We start from the raw sequence: 16,877 nt of genomic DNA, 5'->3' as shown, positions 1-16,877 counted from the left end.
GCCTCAATCCGCCAGCACCTCGGCCAGGCTGACGACCTGGCCGAAATGATGCTTCCACAGGCGCACACCCAGCTCCCCCGAGCGATCCAGCGAGGAGCCGAGCACCAGGTCGCCGATCAGGGTCGGTTGCAGGCCGGCGTCGAACAGGGCGAAGCCGGCGGCGAGCACGCAGGTGTCGGCCTGGATGCCGCATACCAGCACCCGTTCCGCTCGCAGCGCACGCAGATGGTCGACGAGTTCCGCCGTCGGCAGGTAGCCATGCTTGACGAAGACCCGGTCGGCCGCCACCAGGCAGGCATCGTCGAGCGGCGGTCGCCAGCCGAGCTGGCGCTGGAACGGCGTACGGGATTCGTCATGGCGCTCGACGCTGGCCACCGAGGGCATCCGCCCGAGCAGTTGGCCGATGCCTTCCAGCAGCCAGTCCGGCGGGGCGAAACAGGGTTGCACGTCGACGATCAGCAGGGCCTGGCGCATCGGTAGTCGGCTCCGGAAGAACAGGCCAGGCATTCTAGCCCACTCCGCCCCGTCGCTCCGCGCTCCAGCGAAACTGGGCTAGCCTGAGGGAACCTTTCGACGGAGAGCCTTCATGCGCCCGATGTACGCCGTAGCGATCCTTTTCCTCCTGGCCGGCTGTTCCTCGGTTCCCGCCGAGAAGACCCGGGCGATCCCCGCCGAACGCCTGCTCGGCTACCAGCAACCGGTGAGCGGTGGCGGCCGGCTGGAAGTCCACCGCGACTATGGCTACCTGGGCGGCGGCTGCTACGTGGCGTTCCTTATCGACCGCCAGGTCGCCGCGCGCATCGGCGTCGGCGAGGAAGCCAGCTTCCAGGTGCCGGCGGGCGAGCATGTGGTCGGTATCGGCATCGATACCCAGGACGACACTCTCTGCGGCAAGGGCCTGCTGAACCGCGAGCTGAGAACCCGGATCGCCGCGGACGGCAACGCGCGCTTCCGTATCGTCAGCGAGGCCAGCAGCGGGTTCGACATCCGCACCGAATGATCCGGGGCGACAGGTCGGCCGCGTTCGCCGGTCGAGGTTCAAAGCGATTCCATCAGGTCCTTGCCGCGCTGCAGCCAGCCCGGCGCCGAGCCGGGGTCCGGCGGTTGCGCCTGCTCCGTACCCATGTCCTGCAAGGCCTGCTTCGCCTCGGCGAGCCAGGCCGGCGTCGCCGCCGCGGGCGCCTGGGTGAGTTCGGCCTTGGCCACCAGCCCGGCCAGGCTGCCCAGGTCGCGCGCGTTGAGCGCCTCCACGGTCTGCTGAGCCAGCAGCACCTGCTGCAATGCGGGCGATTGCACCGCCGCGACCGCCAGCGGCGGCGGTGGCGGCAACTGGCCGATCTGCTCGACCTTGTCGCCAGGCTCGCGGGTGAAGGCCCGCAGGTTGTCCAGCGCCGCCCCGCCGACCATCGGCAAGGCGATCCCGGTCAGCGGGTCGAAGGCGCTGATCTCCGGCAGGCCGACCTTGCCGCTCAGCAGCGGACGCGCCAGCGATGGCAGGAACAGCCCGAGCAGCATCCGCGGATCGCGACGCTTGACGCTGAGGCCGACGCTGGCCAGCATCACCCCTACGCCTACCACCCGCCCGGCGGTGGCCAGTACCGAGAGCCGCTTGTTCGACTCGTTGTCGAAATGCACCAGGCGATAGCGGAAGTAGTCGGTGAAGGGTTCTCGCGGGCCTATCGCCGAAGTGTTCATGAACCAGGCGCGGGAGTCGTGCACCTGTTCGTCGAACAGCGCCACCAGCTTTTCCTGGCCCGGCACCACCCGGTCGGGAGCGCTGAACAACTGGTGGTAGCGCGCGCTGCCGTCGCGGTGGATCTGGCTGTATTCCTCGGCTTCGTCTTCCTCGTTGATCAGGAATACGGTGCCGCCGAGCAGCAGGTCGATCACTCCGCCCACCGTCATGCCGTCGTCGAGCACGCCCCAGTCGCCCTTGTAGTCATGGGCGAACTCGGCGGCGGCGCCGAGTAGTTGGCGCTGGTCCAGCGGCGGATCGAACTGCTTCTCCACCCGCAGGTCGCGCAGTTTGTCCTCGCCGCCGATCAGCGCCACGTTGCGATCCCACTCCGCCTGTTCGGCGGCGCTCATCGGCGGGAGCGGCTTGCCCTGCTGGGCGGCCGCGTACTCCCGGCTACGCCGTTTGTGCAGGGCCTCCCAGGCCTTCTGCTGGGCTTCCGGCATGTCCGGCGGGACATTGGCGAAGAACGCCTTGTTGCGCAGCCCGCCGGCATAGCGGTCGATGCGCCAGGCGGTGATCAACGCGGTCTCGCGACGGATCACCTCTTCCAGGGGGCCGGCCTTGGCCTGGGCCTGCCAGGCGTTGAAACGGGTGGCGAGTTCTTCGGAGACGCTGAACTCCGCTTCAATCTTGGGCACCATTACCCGCCACTCTTCATGAAAGTCTGGATGGACGGCAGGTGCTGGAACTTGCAAAGGAGCACCTGCCTCGAAAGCCTCCGCATACATATGCTGCAACGCTATCTGGGATAGTAGAAATTCCGAACCTCCCACAGCTTTCCCCTGGTTGCCGACGCCATAACCGCCACCAACATCCGAGTGAACACCAGGATAAGCATATTCCACCGTCCACTTCCGGTAGCAGGAGGGCCCCGTCCGACGTCCGTTGGCATCCATGTCACGACGGCGGATCGAATCGAGTGGAAAACTGGCACGCTGCTCATGACAGGAAACCAGATGCACGCAACGTTTCAGAAAAGAACAGTCTTCCGGCAGGATGGTCGGCAGGCACTGGGAGAGGGCCTCATCGGGCAGGCGCATGGTGTCATCGGCCCAATCCATATGCCCGGCAGCGAACGGCGCACTATCCGCCAGCCCAACTGCCGCCACGGTATCGAAAAGGCCGAGGAACTCGATCGAGATCGGCAGACCGGCAAAGCGATATTCCACCCGACCATCGGCATCGCTGACCCGGGTTAGCTCCTGCAGCCAGTTGGCAAAGGCTCGTGCTTCTGCCGCCCCACGGGAGAATCCGTAGACATACAAGCGCATGGCCAGGATATGCGGTTTCTGTCCAGAGTTCTGACGCTGTCGAAGCTTTTCTTCCAGTTCCTTGAGTTTTGGCTCCAAGGCAGTTCGGCGTTTTTTCTCGCCGTTTTCCAATAAACCACCAGTGAGCGTACTGACGGTCCAGTTAGTGGACATTTCTTCTACTAGGCCCTGAACCTCATTTAGTTTAAGCCTACTTTTTAATAAAGTATAGAAAAGAGCATCAACTAACTGAACCAGCCCCCAGTTTATTCGATTTTCGCCTCCCTCAGCACCAATTAATCCCATGTTTGAAGGCGTAAATTCTTTAATATCCGGAAACACCGTACCCACACCTGGGCAATAGTACTTAAAAATCCCCCTACTGTTTATATCATCGCCGCTCCCAATACTTGCATGAATTAGCCTAGCGACATTACTGCAAGATGGAGAAACCGATGAACCATCAGCCTTATCGTTATTATTAGTCCCATCAAAACCAAGTGTAATATGGATAGCTTTACAGCAAGGCGCACCACCGACTACGTCACCTTCAGAAAGCCTTTTTTGCTCTTGCGCCCTTGAAAAAACCCGTTCATCGCTCTGCTGCTTTAATATATTTTCTGATAATTTTTTAGAATCATAAATCAGGCGCCCTGCCACAGGATGGGTGGGTGCTATATGAAATCCAAAATTAGGCATCTTCCCACCTGCCTTCAGTTAGCCGGACATATCGTTGACTTTCTCATCTCGAAATAGGCCTTATCAGGATATTTTGGATGATTCGGCCCATAACAAGTCGTAGAAACAGCCACCTCGTCACACGGCAAGAAGTGCACCTGCAGCAAGCACACCTTTTCATCATACCTAGGCACATTCACAGTCGCCTTGTGACGGGTGTAACTTGAGGCATGCCTCAAATAATCACTCTCATCCAACCGCCCATATTTATCTCGTTTTATAACGGCACGGGGATTTGGATCCTTCTCCCATTCCACAATAACTTTCAAATTTGGATTCCATCTCTTTGGAATTACCCCACAACAAACTTGACTACCATCTCCCTGATAAGGACCTAAGTTCGGTCCGCCAGCACCATTCACCGTAAATTCGTTAATCGCCGCCGGAGTATGGTTGTAACCCATGATAGGTGCAGACAGCACTTCATGCCCAGCCTGGCATGCCACCAGCCCAAAGAAGGTGCTGAGAAAAACCACCAGCCCAATGGAATTTTTATTTCCCACACAGATCAAGCTCATCAACTTCTGCATGACATACCCCTCATATCAAAGCAACCTTTATTCGGATATTCAGGATGAAACGGCGTATAACAGGCAGCTGAAGTAGCAACCTTATCACATGGAAGAAAGTGTATTTTTAGCGAACAAATCTCCTTACTATCACAAGGAGGTATATCGACGGCTTCCTTATGACGAATATACAAGAGCCCATGCTCTCTCATACGTTTTCTCCAGCCATCTGAAAATATCTTTCCGGCCAGTCTTTATAAGCCCCTGGCTCAGGAACCACCCCCCACTATACGGTTGCCTTCAAGCCCGACTTCCAAACTCTAGGAACGACACCACAACATACCTGCCCTGCTCCCCCTGAAATGGACCAAGGTTTAATCCGCCAGCACCATTTACACTGAATCTGTTAATAGCCGCCGAAGTATGGTTGTATCCTCCGATAGGAGTAGACACCATATCAGGGCCTGCCTGGCACGCTTTTAAAAACAAAAAACCTATCAGTAAAGCAATCAGCCAATCAGGTGTCCTTAACCCCTTTGCATTCAAGAGCTTTTGCATGAAGGCTCTCTCTTCTGAAAATACTTTCTATCTGGATACTCTGGATGCCCCTGGCTGTAATAGGTTGTTGAGACCGCGACCTGGTCGCACGGGAGGAAATGCTCCTGCAACAGGCATATTTTTTCACTATATCTAGGTATATCCACGATCATCTTGTGTCGGGTGTAGCTTGAGGCATGTCTCAAGTAATCATCTTTATCCAGCCGTCCATATCTATCTCGCCTTATAGCGGCGTGCGGTTTGGGATCTTTCTCCCATTCCACGACAGCTTTCAAATTTGGATTCCACTTCTTTGGAATCACTCCGCAACAAACCTGGCTACCATCCCCCTGATAAGGGCCTAAACGAGGTCCACCCGCCCCATTCACCGAAAACCAATTGATCGCCGCGGACGTATGGTTGTAACCCATCACCGGCGCCGCCAGCATGTCCGGCCCGCTCTGGCAGCCCGTGGCCAGCAGGGGCCCCGGAAGCAGGGCGGGAAGGCCGATGCCGCGCCCGTTCATGCGCGACTCGTTCCCGCCGGGGAAAAGCCGGGGCCGGGGGTCTGTTCGCGTAGCCATTGGGCGACGAAGGCATCGCGCTGGTCGAAGTCCTGCAAGCCCTGGCGGTCGGCGGCCAGGTGCGCCTGGACCAGATGCTGGAGCAGGCTTTCCTGGCTGCCCAGGCCATGCTCGCGGGGCAGCACGAAGTATTCGCGGCGGTAGGCTTCGGCCTCGCTCCAGGCGCGCAAGGCAGCGACCTGGTGCGCTTCCAGGCGGAGGGCCGCTTGCAGCGGCGGCGTCTCATGGGCCTGGTAATGACCGGCCAGCGCCCTCGGCCGGCCGTCGCGGTCCAGCCAGTGCCAGCTGGAAACCGGGGCATGCAGGTAACGGCTCTGCCGGGGATCGAGCATGTCGCTGACGGCCATGAACAGGCCCGGCTCGTAGAAACGCAGTACGCCGCTGGAACGGCCCTGGTTCCACTCGGCCTGGGTGCAGCTGCGCAGGTGCTCGCCCAGGCGCGGCAACGGCCAGGGGCTGAACAGGAGCATCAGGTGGCGGCGGCAGTCGATGCGTTCGAGCAGTTCGTCCAGCCAGGCCGCGTGGCCGTCTTCCAGGCGCAGCAGCAGCGGGCCCTCGTCGGCCAGGGCGGCCTCCGGGGTTTGCTCCAGCAATTTGAACAGCGCTGGAGGATCGCTTTGCCGCGCATGCTCGGCGAGCAAGGGATAGTCGTCCAGCCCGGTGGCATCGACCAATACATCGATGTGGGTCTGCAAGCCGCGATCGCGGGAGCGCTGCCACAGCTCGCGGGCCCAATGGCGGGGGTTCGGCGTCATCGCGGTTCCTCAGCGCTCGGCGAGCGCCTGGCCTCTTTTCTTCGCCTGTAGCAGGCACTCTTCGCAGACCGGTTGCCGCGGCGGCAGGTTGGCCGCGACCGCCTCGGGTGGCGCGCCGGAACTGTCCTGGTCGGCCATGCCCGGCACCCGCGGCATCTTGATCGCGATCCCCGAGCCGCTTCCCGGCGCGCCGCCTGCATTGATCCGTGCCAGCGGGCCGCTGATGGCGATGCCGCTTGCGTCGAGCCGGATGAAGCTGCCGCCGGCCTTCACCGTCAGTTCGCTGTCAGCCTCGATCACCATCTTCTGCCCGGCCTTCAGGTGGATCTCGCGCCCGGCCCTGGCCAGGTAGGCACGACCGAGCTTCACGTGCTGGCTGTCGCCGACCGTCAGGTGGTCATCGGCCTTCAGCTCGACCTTGCGCTCTCCGTGCACGGTGTGATGCTCCTCGGCCTTGAACTCGCTGTAGCTGTTCGCCTCCACGGTGTCGTGGCGTTCGTGGCCGACGCGGATCTTCTGGTCATGCTCGATGTTCTCGTCCCAGTCGCGCTGGGCATGGACGAAGATCTGTTCCTGGCCCTTGCGATCCTCGATGCGCAGCTCGTTGTAGCCACCGCCGCCAGGGCTGCTGAGGCTCTTGAAGACGCTGCGGGTCTGGTTCGCCGGCAACTCGTAGGGCACCGGGTGGGCGGCGTGGTAGACGCAGCCGCTGACCAGCGGCTGGTCGGGATCGCCTTCGAGGAAGTCCACCAGCACTTCCATGCCGACCCGCGGAATGACGATGCCGCCATAGCCGTTGCCGGCCCAACCGCTGGCTACGCGCAGCCAGCAACTGCTCTTGTCGTCGCCCTGGCCCTCGCGGTCCCAGTGGAACTGCACCCTGACCCGGCCGTAGCGGTCGCAGTGGATTTCCTCGCCTGGCGGGCCGGTCACCACCGCGGTCTGGCTGCCCAGCACGCGCGGCTTCGGGTGCTCCAGCGGCGGGCGGAAGAACACCTCCCAGGGCGTCGCGAGGAAGCGGTTGCGGTAGCCCTGCTGGAAGTCGTCCGTGCTGGCCGACGTGTCGGAGGTAACGTTCTCTTCCAGCACCTGCGGCTGCTTGCCTTCGTGGAAGACTTCGCTGAGCAGCCACAGGTCGTTCCACTCCGCGCGCGGGTGCTCGGCGATCTCCAGGAAGTGCCCGCTGACCAGCAGCGGCTGGTCGCTGACCCCTTCGCCCAGGCGCCGGTCGGCGCGGTGGCGCTCCAGGGCGCGCTGGCTGAGCAGCTTGCCGCGCTGGCGATCGACGAAGCGACCGGGGTAGTCGTAGTCCTCCAGGTCCGGCTCGGCCGGGGCGTCGGCAGCGGGGCGGTTGCCGGCCTCCAGCAGCAGCCGCGGCTTCTCGAAGTCGTAGTCGCGGCGGGTGGTGCGCGTGGTGCGGCTGGCCAGGCGCAGGCTGAAGCGCTTGATCACCGGTTCGTCGGCGACCAGCCCGCTGTCGTGCACGTAGGCGGTGGGACGGCCCAGGCGGGGGAACACCGTCTGGTCGTCGCCGAACACCAGCAGGTGCGCCTCGGCGCTGTGCCGGAAATGGAAATGGATGCCCTCTTCGGCACAGAGGCGCTGGACGAAATGCAGGTCGCTTTCGTCGTACTGCACGCAGTATTCGCGCTCGGGATACCGGGTGCCGAGCTGGAAGCGGTAGGCGTCGGCGAGGATGCCGTGCTCCTCGAGGACCAGGGCGACGATCTGCGGCACCGTGAGGTGCTGGAAGATCCGCTGGTTGTTGCGCTGGGCGAGGTAGGCCAGGTGTGGGACGAGGGTGAGGCGATAGCGGGTCAGGCGCTTGCCGGCATCGCCTTGGGCAGCGCCGTAGACCAGGCCGTGGACACCCTGGCCCTGCGGGGTGAAGGCGAGGAAGGCGGGCCGGTGCATGAGCGCTTCGAGGTCGAGGCCGGCGCGCTCGCTGACCAGTTCGAGTTCGAAGCGGTAGGGCCGGCTGATGCCTTCGTGGCCGCTGAATTCGAGAACCTGCAGGTCGTGACGGAGGCCGTCGAGGCTGAGGCTGAAGTGGGTCTGGTTGGCCGGGTTGAACATCCGCTGTCCCCTGTTGCTCGAAAAACCTGCACGGCTGGCGTCCCTGTTCGCCGTGGTCGCTCCGAAGAGCGGGATGTCGCGGATGCTACGTCAAAAAAACTGTGCAAATTGTTGCGCACATCGCCGGAAAACCGCGGCGCGCCTGACCCTCGACAGTATGTAACAAAATATTTCAGAAAAATCCGACGAGCGAAGGACCGCCCCCGAACCGGGCCGGCCCATGCGCAATCAGCCTTGCAGACGCTGCGCCAAACGCTCCTGAAGTTGTGCGAGCACTTCCGGGTCGCCCTGCTTCGCCGCATGGATGCCGAGATTCTCGCCGCTGAAGCGCGGGATGACGTGGAAATGGATGTGGAAGACCGTCTGCCCGGCGGGGGCGCCGTTGAACTGGGCGACCTGCACGCCGTCCGGCTGCACCTCCTCGACCAGGGCGCGGGTCAGGCGCTGGACCACGGCCATGACCTTGGCCAGGTTCTGCGCATCGATCTCGAGCAGGTTGCGCGCCTCGGCGTGCTTGGGAATCACCAGGGTATGCCCGTAGGACTGCGGGAACAGATCGAGGAAGGCGAGCACGTCCTCGTCTTCGTAGACCTTGTAGCAGGGAGCTTCGCCGCGAATGATCTTGGCGAAGATGTTCTGGGAATCGTAAACGCCGTGCAGACTCATGGAGGCTTTCCTTGAACGAACCGGAATAGACCTGCGCACCATACCGGCTCGCTCCCCGCTCGTCACGACGTGATGCGTCGCGCGCGCCACACACTTCGAAAGAAATTGTCACAAGCCCGTCATCACCCTTCCCTACTTTCGTAGCACTCGCCGGATGGCCCTGCCGTCTCGCACAGCCACCTCCTCAACATAGGGAAATGCGTCATGACCCCAGGTTATCCCCTCGCCCTCTCTCTTGCCGTCTCCATGGCCGTGCTCGGCAGCGCCTTGCCGGCCCAGGCGCGCCAGGACGATCCGTCGCTGTTCAACCGCCAGGCCCGTGGCGAACTCAGCGAGTACGGCGGCGCACGGCGCGTCGAGCAGGACCTGACCCAGGCCCTGAAGCAGTCGCTGTCGAAGAAGAAGGCGAAGAACGTGATCCTGCTGATCGGCGACGGCATGGGCGACTCCGAGATCACCGTGGCGCGCAACTACGCGCGCGGCGCGGGCGGCTACTTCAAGGGTATCGATGCGCTGCCGCTGACCGGCCAGTACACCCACTACTCCCTGCACAAGGACAGCGGCCTGCCGGACTACGTGACCGATTCCGCCGCCTCCGCCACCGCCTGGACCACCGGGGTCAAGTCGTACAACGGCGCGATCGGCGTGGATATCCACGAACAGCCGCACCGCAACCTGCTGGAGCTGGCCAAGCTCAACGGCAAGGCCACCGGCAACGTCTCCACCGCCGAGCTGCAGGACGCCACCCCCGCCGCCCTGCTCGCCCACGTCACCGCTCGCAAGTGCTACGGTCCCGAGGCCACCAGCAAGCAGTGCCCGAGCAATGCCCTGGAGAACGGCGGCGCCGGCTCGATCACCGAGCAGTGGCTGAAGACCCGCCCTGACGTGGTTCTCGGCGGCGGCGCCGCGACCTTCGCGGAAACCGCCAAGGCTGGCCGCTATGCCGGCAAGACCCTCCGCGCCCAGGCCGAAGCCCGCGGCTACCGGATCGTCGAGAACCTCGACGAGCTGAAAGCCGTGCGCCGCGCCAACCAGAAGCAGCCGCTGATCGGCCTGTTCGCGCCGGGCAACATGCCGGTGCGCTGGCTCGGTCCGACCGCCACCTACCACGGCAACCTGAACCAGCCGGCGGTGAGCTGCGAGGCGAACCCGAAGCGCACCGCCGACATCCCGACCCTGGCGCAAATGACCAGCAAGGCCATCGAGCTGCTGAAGGACAATCCGAACGGCTTCTTCCTGCAGGTCGAGGGCGCGTCCATCGACAAGCAGGACCACGCCGCGAATCCGTGCGGCCAGATCGGCGAGACCGTCGACCTCGACGAAGCCGTGCAGAAGGCCCTGGCCTTCGCCAAGGCCGATGGCGAGACCCTGGTGATCGTCACCGCCGACCACGCCCACTCCAGCCAGATCATCCCGCCGGAAACCGCCGCGCCGGGGCTGACCCAACTGCTCACGACCAAGGACGGCGCGCCGCTGGCGATCAGCTACGGCAACTCCGAGGAAGGCTCCCAGGAGCACACCGGCACCCAGTTGCGCATCGCCGCCTACGGCCCGCAGGCCGCCAATGTCACCGGCCTGACCGACCAGACCGACCTGTTCTTCACCATCCGTCGCGCACTGAACCTGCGCGACTGATCGGACCAGAACGAAAAAGGCGCGCCGGTTTCGACCGGCGCGCCTTTTTCATTTCGCGCGGTATCCCTGGAACTAGCCCTCGACCTGGCTCCACTGCTTGGCCAGGCGCTTGTCCGAGACCGGCAGCCGGGTTCCCAGTTGCTGGGCGAACAGCGAGACCCGGTACTCCTCCAGCATCCAGCGATACACCTGCAACTCGGCGTCGCGCTTGCCTTCCTGGGCGTGCTTGGCGAGACGCGCCTGGTATTGCGCCCAGAGTTCGCCCAGCTCGCCGCTCCACACCCGGTCGCGCTGGACCTGGCCGGCGACCTTGTCCAGGCGCTGCTCGATGGCCTTGAGGTAACGAGGATACTCCTTCAACCACTCCAGCGGGGTGGCGCGGACGAACCCCGGATACACCAGATTGGCCAGTTGGCCCTTGACGTCGTTCAGCGGCACGGTCATGGCCAGCTCGACCTTGCCCTTGAAGCGCTTCTGCAGGCCGTGCCAGAGCTTGAGGATATCCAGCACCAGGCGTGCCAGGCGCTCGGCGTGCTCGTTCCAGGCAGCGCGCTTGCGCTCGGCCAGCGCGGCCAGGGCGGCGCCGTCGCGCGGCAGGCTTTCGCCCTGCAGCACGCAACTGTCGAGACTGGCCAGGAGGATGTCCTCGACCAGCGCCTCGACCCGTCCCAGCTCGCGGTACAGCAGGCCCATCTCGGTCTGCCCCGGCAGCTTGGCGCGCAGGTACTTGGCCGGCTCGGCCAGTTGCTGCAACAGCAGTCGTTGCAGGGCGCGGCGGTGTTGGTAGTCGGCCTCGGCCTGGGTCGGGAAGCGCCCTTCCTTGACCTCGCCCTGCTCCTCCACCAGCGCCGGGTATACCGTCATCGACAATCCGGCGACCTTCTGCTGGGCCTTCTCGGCGACGCTGGCGAAGGCCTTGGCCTCCACCGGACGCTGCTGTTCCTTGTCGGCCTGGGGTATCGCCAGGGCCGCCTGGCTGGCTTCGGCGAAACGCGCGGTGAGTTCGGCCAGGTCGCGGCCCTCGCCGAGGAACTTGCCCTGGGCGTCGACCACCTCGATGTTCATCCGCAGGTGATCGTCCAACTGCGTCGCCGCCTCGGCCCAGGCCTCGTCGGCTACCCGCACGCCGGTCATGCGCTGAAGCTCGCGGCCCAGCGCCTGCGGCAGCGAACCTTCGCCGAAGGTGATGCGCTCCAGGGCGGCGCGGACGAAGTCCGGTACCGGCACGAAGCTCTTGCGGATCGCCTTCGGCAGGTTGCGCACCAGCGCCACCGCCTTGTCGTAGAGCAGGCCGGGCACCAGCCAGTCGATGCGTTCGGCCGGCAATTGCGGCAGCAGCGGCGCCGGTACCCGCACGGTGACGCCGTCGCGCGCGGTGCCGGGCTCGAACTGGTAGCTCAGCGACAGGTGCAGGTCGCCCAGGCGCAGGCGATCCGGGTACTGCGCCGCAGTGACTTCGCTGGCTTCACGGGCCAGCACGTCTTCCTCGCGCATCAGCAGCAGGTCCGGCTGGTTCTGCCGCTCGCGGGCGTACCATTTCTCGAAACTGGCGGTCTGGTAGATATCCGCCGGCAGGCGCGCGTCGTAATAGGCGAACAGGGTTTCCTCGTCGGCCAGGATGTCGCGCCGGCGCGCCTTGGCTTCCAGCTCGTCGAGCTTTTCCAGCAACTGCCGGTTGGCGCTCAGGCACTTGGCGCGGCTGTTGATCTCGCCGCGCACCAGGCCTTCGCGGATGAACAGCTCGCGCGCCACCGGCGGGTCGATCGGACCGTAGTGCACCGGACGTCGACCGATGACGATGAGGCCGTAGAGGGTGACCTGCTCGAACGCCACCACCTGGCCGCGACGCTTCTCCCAGTGCGGCTCGAAGTGGTTGGTCTTGATCAGGTGCCCAGCCAGCGGCTCCAGCCAGTCCGGCTCGATCTTCGCGACCATTCGGGCGAACAGCTTGGTGGTCTCCACCAGTTCCGCGGCCATGATCCATTGCGGGCGCTTGCGAGCGATGCCGCTGGACGGATGGATCCAGAAACGTCGCTGGCGAGCGCCGAGGTAGTCGCCTTCCTCGGCCTTCTGCCCGATCTGGCTGAGCAGGCCGGACAGGATCGCTTTGTGGACCGCCGCGTAATCGATCCCCGGTACCTCGCGTTCGTTGTCGGCCGACGCGCCTTTCTTCGCCTCCGGCTTGCGCGCCTCGGCCTTGGCCGGACGCCCGAACGGCAGCTTCAGTTCGCGGCAGATCAGGGTCAGTTGGCGGTGGGCGTCGCGCCACTCACGCAGGCGCAGGTAGTTGAGGAAGTTCTTCCGGCACCAGCTGCGCAGGGCATTGGAACCCAGCGCCTGGCGCTGCTCCTCGAAGCCACGCCAGAGATTGATCAGCGCGGCGAAGTCGGAATCCGGGTCCTTCCATTGCGCGTGCGCCTGGTCGGCGGCCTGCTGCCGCTCCACCGGACGCTCGCGCGGGTCCTGCACGGACAGCGCGCTGGCCACCGTCAACACTTCCTCGAGGCTACCCTGCTGGGCCGCCTCCAGCAGCATGCGGCCCAGCCTCGGGTCGATCGGCAGGCGCGCCAGTTGGCGCCCCAGCGGGGTCAGCTGGCCTTCGCGGTTGACCGCCGACAGTTCCTGCAGAAGGGTGAAGCCGTCCTTGATCGCCTTGCCGTCCGGCGGCTCGATGAAGGGGAACGCCTCGATGTCGCCGAGGCGCAGGTGCAGCATCTGCAGGATCACCGCGGCCAGGTTGGTGCGGAGGATTTCCGGGTCGGTGAAGGCCGGACGCGCGTTGAAGTCCTCCTCGCTGTAGAGACGCACGCATATGCCCGGCTCGACCCGTCCGCAACGGCCCTTGCGCTGGTTGGCGCTGGCCTGCGACACCGCCTCGATGGGCAGCCGCTGGACCTTGGCGCGGTAGCTGTAGCGGCTGATCCGCGCGGTGCCGCTGTCGATCACGTAACGGATGCCCGGCACCGTCAGCGAGGTTTCCGCGACGTTGGTGGACAGCACGATCTTGCGTCCCGGGCGCGGCTGGAAGATCTTCTGCTGCTCGGCCGGGGTCAGTCGCGCGTACAGCGGCAGCACCTCGGTGTGGCGCAGGTTGGCCTTGCGCAGCATCTCCGCGGCGTCGCGGATCTCCCGCTCGCCGGGGAGGAACACCAGCACGTCGCCGGGCCGCTTGCCGACCTCGCGTTCGTGGGCGGCGATCTCGTCGAGGGCGGCGAGGATGCCCTGGTCCACCGACAGGTCGTCCTCGACCCGGTTGCCCTCCTCGTCGGTTTCCGCCGCCAGCGGCCGGTACCAGGTCTCCACCGGATAGGTGCGGCCGGAAACCTCGATCACCGGGGCGCCGTCGAAATGCCGGGAGAAACGCTCCAGGTCGATGGTCGCCGAGGTGATGATCAGCTTCAGGTCCGGACGCCGGTGCAACAGGGTCTTCAGGTAGCCGAGGAGGAAGTCGATGTTCAGGCTGCGCTCGTGGGCTTCGTCGACGATCAGCGTGTCGTAGCGCTCCAGGTAGCGGTCATGCTGGGTCTCGGCCAGGAGGATGCCGTCGGTCATCAGCTTGACCAGGGTGCTGTCGTCGCTCTGGTCCTCGAAGCGCACCTGGTAGCCGACCAGCGCGCCCAGCGGCGTACCGATCTCTTCCGCGACCCGCGTCGCCACGCTGCGCGCCGCCAGCCGACGCGGCTGGGTATGGCCGATCAGGCCGTGGATGCCGCGACCCAGCTCCAGACAGATCTTCGGCAACTGGGTGGTCTTGCCCGAGCCGGTCTCGCCGGCGATCACCACCACCTGATGGGCGGCGATGGCGGCCTTGATCTCGTCGCGCTTGGCGGCGATCGGCAGGCTGTCGTCGTAGCGGATCGCCGGCACGCTGGCGCGCCGCGCCTCGACCTTGGCGCAGGAGGTCTGGAAGCGCTCGACCCACTGCGCCAGGCGCGCGTCGTCGGGCTGCTTGCGCAGTTCGTGGAGCTGCCGGCGCAAGCGGTGGCGGTCGCTGATCTGGGCCTGGTCGAGGCGCCGGACGAGTTGGTCAAGGGAAGGAGTCTGGTCGGTCATCTAGGCTTTTCGAATGCTGTGAGCGTGCCGCAGTCGCGGAGGACGGGAGAAGCTCCGGCCACTGCCGAGGCGAAAAATATTCGGAATTGTCGCAGATTTGAGCGGAAGAGGACGAATCCCAGTTAACGCTCGCTGCCGCGATACGGCCGACGCTGCAGGTGGGCGATGGCCCTCTCAGCGCCCCAGTCGCTTGAGCATCTCGGCCAGCGGCAGCGCATCGGCGGTGCCCGCCCGGCAGTCGGCGAGGCGATCCTCGGCCACTGGCGGCCATTGGCGCTCCACCTCGGGGCCGGCGCGATGCAGCAATGCCTGGGTCAGTTCCAGACGCCGGCTGATCGGCAGACGGCGTATTTCTTCGGCCAGGGCAGGATCGAGGCGGGCCATGGGGGGTTCCTCCGGCAGGTGATGCGCTGCCGGCACGTCCGCACAGGCCCACTCACCCCGCAACCGACTGCCTGCAACGAAGAAGCCCCGCATCGGCGGGGCTTCTTCAGGCAACGGCGGACTTACTTCTGGCCCGCTTTCTTCAGCTCTTCGTCGCGCAGTTCGCGGCGCAGGATCTTGCCGACGTTGGTAGTCGGCAGGCTGTCGCGGAACTCCACGGCCTTCGGCCGCTTGTAGCCGGTCAGGTTGTCATGCATGTGCTGCATGACCTGTTCCTTGGTCAGGGTCGCCCCCGGCTTGACCACCACGAAGACCTTGATCGACTCGCCGGACTTCTCGTCGGGGATGCCGATCGCGGCGCACTGCAGGACGCCCGGCAGGGTCGCCAGCACGTCTTCCAGTTCGTTCGGATACACATTGAAGCCGGAGACCAGGATCATGTCCTTCTTCCGGTCGACGATGCGCATGTAGCCGTCTTCCTGGATGATGGCGATATCGCCGGTCTTCAGCCAACCATCGGCGTCGAGGATCTCGTCGGTGGCTTCCTGGCGCTGCCATAGCCCTTCATCACCTGCGGACCCTTCACGCAGAGTTCGCCGCGCTCGCCCAGGGGCACTTCCTGGCCGTCGTCGCCAATCACCTTGCACAGGGTCGAGGGCACCGGGATACCGATGGTGCCGACCTGGATGTTCTGGAACGGGTTGACCGATACCACCGGCGCGGTCTCGGTCATGCCGTAGCCTTCGCAGATGGCGCAGCCGGTGACTTCCTTCCAGCGCTCCGCGGTGGCCAGTTGCAGCGCCATGCCGCCGGAGAGGGTCAGCTTCAGCGCGGAGAAGTCCAGCTTGCGGAAGGTTTCGTTGTTGCACAGGGCGACGAACAGGGTGTTCAGGCCGACGAAGCCGGTGAACTTCCACTGGCCGAGGTCCTTGAGCATCGACGGCAGGTCCCGCGGGTTGGTGATCAGGATGTTGTGGTTGCCGGTGAGCATCATCGCCATGCAATGGAAGGTGAAGGCATAGATGTGGTACAGCGGCAGCGGCGCGATGAGGATCTCGCAGCCCTCGTTGAGGTTGGCGCCCATCAGCGCCTTGCACTGCAACATGTTGGCCACCAGGTTGCGGTGGGTCAGCATGGCGCCTTTGGCGACCCCGGTGGTGCCGCCGGTGTATTGCAGCACGGCGACGTCGTCGGCCTGCGGCGCGGCTTCCTGGAACGACTTGCCGGCGCCCCTGGCCAGCGCGTCGGTCAGCTTGGTGGCTTGCGGCAGGCTGTAGGCCGGCACCATCTTCTTGATGTGCTTGACCACGAAGTTGACGATGAAGCGCTTCAGCGGCGGCAGGATGTCGCCGACTTCGGTGACGATCACCTGCTTGACGCCGGTCTTCGGCAGTACGCCCTCGACCAGGTGGGCCATGTTGGCCAGGCAGACCACCGCCTTGGCGCCGGAGTCGTTGAACTGGTGTTCCAGTTCGCGCGCGGTGTACAGCGGGTTGGTGTTGACCACGATGAGGCCGGCGCGCATGGCGCCGAAGACCACGATCGGGTATTGCAGGACGTTGGGCAACTGGACGGCGATGCGGTCGCCGGGCTTGAGATCGGTGTGCTGCTGCAGGTAGGCGGCGAAGTCGCCGGACAGCTTGTACAGCTCGCCGTAGGTCAGGGTCTTGCCCAGGTTGGTGAACGCGGGCTTGGTGGCAAAACGTTGGCAGGACTCCTTCAGTACCGACAGGATGTTCGGGTACTGGTCGGGATTGATCTCGGCAGCAATACCCGCTGGGTACTTGTCCTTCCAGAAGTTTTCGATCATGGAAGCCCACTCCTAAGCAACAGCTAATCTTCACCGCTCATGGCGGCATCTTGTTGTGATCTGCTCGCTAACCCTGGACCCAGGGCTATTAGGCGCGCCGAGATTATCAGCTTTGCCAGAGGCAGACCAGCACCAAACATGA

12 protein-coding genes and 1 pseudogene are annotated in these 16,877 nt (G+C 64.3%); 2 read left to right on the top strand and 11 right to left on the bottom strand.

Going from position 1 to position 16,877, the window contains the following annotated elements:
- Window positions 1–3 precede the first annotated feature (3 nt).
- A complete protein-coding gene (locus tag AT700_RS08360) occupies window positions 4–507 on the bottom strand; it encodes a cysteine hydrolase family protein (protein WP_003119669.1) in 504 nt (167 codons plus the stop codon).
- Between the two features lie 79 nt (window positions 508–586).
- Here AT700_RS08360 and AT700_RS08355 point away from each other — a divergent pair, with 79 nt between their 5' ends.
- Window positions 587–1,000, top strand: coding sequence for a hypothetical protein (locus tag AT700_RS08355; protein ID WP_003104441.1), 414 nt, complete (start codon window positions 587–589; stop codon window positions 998–1,000).
- A 38-nt stretch (window positions 1,001–1,038) separates the two neighbouring features.
- On the opposite strand, the gene AT700_RS29275 is transcribed toward AT700_RS08355, so the two are convergent.
- The 7 genes from AT700_RS29275 to AT700_RS08325 form a co-directional block, all read right to left on the bottom strand.
- A complete protein-coding gene (locus AT700_RS29275; protein WP_078801549.1) occupies window positions 1,039–3,687 on the bottom strand; it encodes a T6SS phospholipase effector Tle1-like catalytic domain-containing protein in 2,649 nt (882 codons plus the stop codon).
- Window positions 3,688–3,701: 14 nt separating this feature from the next.
- Entirely contained in the window at window positions 3,702–4,256 is a 555-nt protein-coding gene (locus AT700_RS08340) for a DUF3304 domain-containing protein (RefSeq protein ID WP_048521759.1), read from the bottom strand.
- 265 nt (window positions 4,257–4,521) lie between these two features.
- Window positions 4,522–4,614: a DUF3304 domain-containing protein gene (locus tag AT700_RS30580; protein ID WP_369597348.1), complete on the bottom strand. Its 93-nt coding sequence runs from the start codon at window positions 4,612–4,614 to the stop codon at window positions 4,522–4,524.
- A gap of 163 nt (window positions 4,615–4,777) precedes the next feature.
- Window positions 4,778–5,299, bottom strand: a complete 522-nt coding sequence (locus AT700_RS30245) for a DUF3304 domain-containing protein (protein WP_053092451.1) — start codon at window positions 5,297–5,299, stop codon at window positions 4,778–4,780.
- On the bottom strand, window positions 5,296–6,111 hold the full coding sequence (locus tag AT700_RS08335; protein WP_003107607.1) for a DUF4123 domain-containing protein: 816 nt from the start codon (window positions 6,109–6,111) through the stop codon (window positions 5,296–5,298). The genes AT700_RS30245 and AT700_RS08335 overlap by 4 nt, the downstream gene beginning before the upstream one ends.
- A gap of 9 nt (window positions 6,112–6,120) precedes the next feature.
- The gene (gene tssI, locus AT700_RS08330) at window positions 6,121–8,187 is read right to left on the bottom strand and encodes a type VI secretion system tip protein TssI/VgrG (protein WP_048520875.1); all 2,067 of its coding nucleotides are present in this window, start codon (window positions 8,185–8,187) and stop codon (window positions 6,121–6,123) included.
- 228 nt (window positions 8,188–8,415) lie between these two features.
- Window positions 8,416–8,853 carry an HIT family protein gene (locus tag AT700_RS08325; protein ID WP_003105490.1) on the bottom strand — a complete coding sequence of 146 codons (438 nt, stop codon included), beginning with the start codon at window positions 8,851–8,853 and terminating at the stop codon, window positions 8,416–8,418.
- Between the two features lie 204 nt (window positions 8,854–9,057).
- Here AT700_RS08325 and phoA point away from each other — a divergent pair, with 204 nt between their 5' ends.
- On the top strand, window positions 9,058–10,488 hold the full coding sequence (phoA, locus tag AT700_RS08320; RefSeq protein WP_003112133.1) for an alkaline phosphatase: 1,431 nt from the start codon (window positions 9,058–9,060) through the stop codon (window positions 10,486–10,488).
- Between the two features lie 72 nt (window positions 10,489–10,560).
- On the opposite strand, the gene hrpA is transcribed toward phoA, so the two are convergent.
- From hrpA to fadD1, 3 genes and pseudogenes are all read right to left on the bottom strand, one after another.
- A complete protein-coding gene (hrpA, locus tag AT700_RS08315; protein ID WP_023085444.1) occupies window positions 10,561–14,541 on the bottom strand; it encodes an ATP-dependent RNA helicase HrpA in 3,981 nt (1,326 codons plus the stop codon).
- Window positions 14,542–14,715: 174 nt separating this feature from the next.
- Window positions 14,716–14,925 (bottom strand): hypothetical protein, encoded by a 210-nt coding sequence (locus AT700_RS08310; protein ID WP_003105496.1) that lies wholly within the window; start codon window positions 14,923–14,925, stop codon window positions 14,716–14,718.
- 122 nt (window positions 14,926–15,047) lie between these two features.
- Window positions 15,048–16,735, bottom strand: a pseudogene (gene fadD1, locus AT700_RS08305) (long-chain-fatty-acid--CoA ligase FadD1).
- Between the last annotated feature and the right edge of the window lie 142 nt (window positions 16,736–16,877).

Origin of the sequence: Pseudomonas aeruginosa, from assembly GCF_001457615.1 — a bacterium.
Taxonomy (GTDB): domain Bacteria; phylum Pseudomonadota; class Gammaproteobacteria; order Pseudomonadales; family Pseudomonadaceae; genus Pseudomonas; species Pseudomonas aeruginosa.
The sequence above is the reverse complement of the archived record's forward strand: the minus strand, read 5'-3'. Positions and strand labels throughout refer to the sequence as shown.